At 37.0% G+C, this 2,130-nt stretch carries 1 protein-coding gene, 2 pseudogenes and 1 other annotated feature; of the genes and pseudogenes, 2 read left to right on the forward strand and 1 reads right to left on the reverse strand.

Translation table 11 applies throughout. The annotated features are described in order from the left end of the window. Positions 1 to 285: 285 nt before the first annotated feature. Positions 286 to 995, reverse strand: a pseudogene (locus FTT88_RS16985) (IS3 family transposase); the annotation flags it as partial. Further along, positions 604 to 720: a sequence feature (AL1L pseudoknot), on the reverse strand. It overlaps the preceding pseudogene by 117 nt. Before the next feature lie 47 nt (positions 996 to 1,042). Between FTT88_RS16985 and FTT88_RS16990 the strand changes: the two are divergent. Further along, positions 1,043 to 1,278 (forward strand): annotated as a pseudogene (locus FTT88_RS16990) (IS982 family transposase); the annotation flags it as partial. Between the two features lie 206 nt (positions 1,279 to 1,484). Then, positions 1,485 to 2,096: a hypothetical protein gene (locus FTT88_RS16995; RefSeq protein WP_257222675.1), complete on the forward strand. Its 612-nt coding sequence runs from the start codon at positions 1,485 to 1,487 to the stop codon at positions 2,094 to 2,096. Positions 2,097 to 2,130: the final 34 nt, after the last annotated feature.

The raw sequence follows: 2,130 nt of genomic DNA on the forward strand, positions 1-2,130 counted from the left end.
ACTGGCAGGGCTTTCAATACTATTGAACACTCTTCAGTTGTTGTCAGAGTATTCGTCTGATGAGCTGAATGCGATTGCTCAGATCGCATTCAATTTATAAAAAATGTGTAGATACCTATGCCTTAAAAGAGGGTGATTCCTACAGCTAGACGCTTATGCGGTAATCCTCCCATAAATAACCGAAGTTAAAAGTAGAGGTTAAGCAGCCATGAGAGGTGGCTTTCCTTTGTTGGCTTGATGTGGCCTTTCATGGTTGTAATGCCTGAGAAGCACTGCTTCGCAAGGGTCAGGATGATCAGCACTAAAATTCCGTTTCACTAAATCATCTGCTCGTTTTTGATCATCTCGGCTACGGGTCGTTTGTTTGTTCTTACCACGCCAAACACCTTGTATACCTAGCTTTTTCATTAATCGAGCAACAGTACAACGTGCGATAACATAACCTTCACGTTTCAATTGTTGCCAAACTTTACGTACACCATATCGACCTGAACTTTCCTTCCAAATTCGTTTAATTTGTTCAGCATGATGCTCATCATGTAGATCTCGTTTCGCTCGATGTTCTGGATTGTCAGCGAGATCTAAAGTTCGGTAATAGGTTGAAGCTGCGATCGGTAAAATCCTACAAATCGCATCAACACCATATCGATCTTTATTGTTATGGATAAAATCCACCATTATTTGTATGGGCGGTCGAGCTCCGCCTGGGCGAAAAAAGCGGCTGCTTTACGTAGAATTTCATTGGCACGTTTTAATTCTTTAATTTCACGTTCCATTTGCTTCATTTTTTCTTGATCAGATATCTGTTGTACTTTGGCGGGATTTTGTTGATCTAAGTATTTTTGATACCAAACACGTAGTGTTTCAGGAGTACAACCGATCTTAGGCGCAATTGCTGTGATTGCAGCCCAAGTAGAAGGATAATCTTTTTCAGATTCAATCAATAATTGAACCGCTCTTTCTCTGATTTCAGGGGTATATTTTAATTTTGTCATCGGGATAGTCTCTCAGAATATTGACTCTCCGACAAACCCGGTACGGTTCATATCATCGAAAGAACATGCGGTCTGTTCAACTCTGTACATCAGATGCATATCACTTAAAACAACGTAATAAAATAGAAACGTTATTCAGCTTATTGAAAGGTCAATACAATTTGGTGACGAGTAGAGCTAGAAGTATCTCAGGCTTTTTAAGTGGTATCTACGCATCACTATGTGCATACCAATTAACCAGCAGAATAAGCCCACAATTCAAATTATGCAGTCATTGGCTTAAGCAGGATTCGGGTTAAATAAGATTTTTTCCCTGTGCTAATCAATTCATAAATAATTGGGATTAAAAATAAAGAAAAATATTAAGCTATTTCTTCTTAATGATAAGTATATTATGGCTTTTTTGTGATTTTTGTCACATAATTATATCTTGATAAGATTTTAAATTTAAAACAAGTGTATTTAAAAAGGGAAATGATAGGGGATATTATGATTAAATTTCCATTTGGGTTAGTTGTTGTATCTATAGGGTTGGCGGCATGTACTTCTAATCCATATACAAAAACATTAGATCTGCGTTTTCAGAATAAAACAGCAGCAAATACACAAACAATACATGTACAGAGAGATGTACTGTTGTGTGCAGGCGATATTGCTGAAATACAAAACTGCCCGATAGAATTTTATATTGACAGTATTAAGTCGGGTACGTTCTATGTAGGCAATTCTGCTAATTATCATTTAAAACCAGAAAGTTACAATTTCAAAGTAAAAAACTGTACTGAAGAATCATGCCAAAGTTGTGATGTTGACTTAAACGTAGGAAAGCTAACAAGCAATGAATTTGTACTCTCTGTCAATACAGACGGTAAACCTTTTATTTCCAATAATGGTCAGCCTTTAAGTTGTGAGGTGAAGCATCAGGTTGCTGCTCAGGAACAGACAATACGAGTAGATTTAGCTGCGGACACTTTATTTAAATTTAACGGTTCTTCCTTGAATGATTTACTGATATACGCTGAATTATCAGGAGACTTTCCCTTGGGAGATTCTAGGCAGCCAACTTATAAAAGTCTTCGGCCATTTGATTTGGTCTCTTAAAACCCAAACCCTTTTGAATTCTTCGATGATTATA

It is taken from the genome of Acinetobacter sp. YH01024, from assembly GCF_013420195.1.
GTDB lineage: Bacteria > Pseudomonadota > Gammaproteobacteria > Pseudomonadales > Moraxellaceae > Acinetobacter > Acinetobacter amyesii.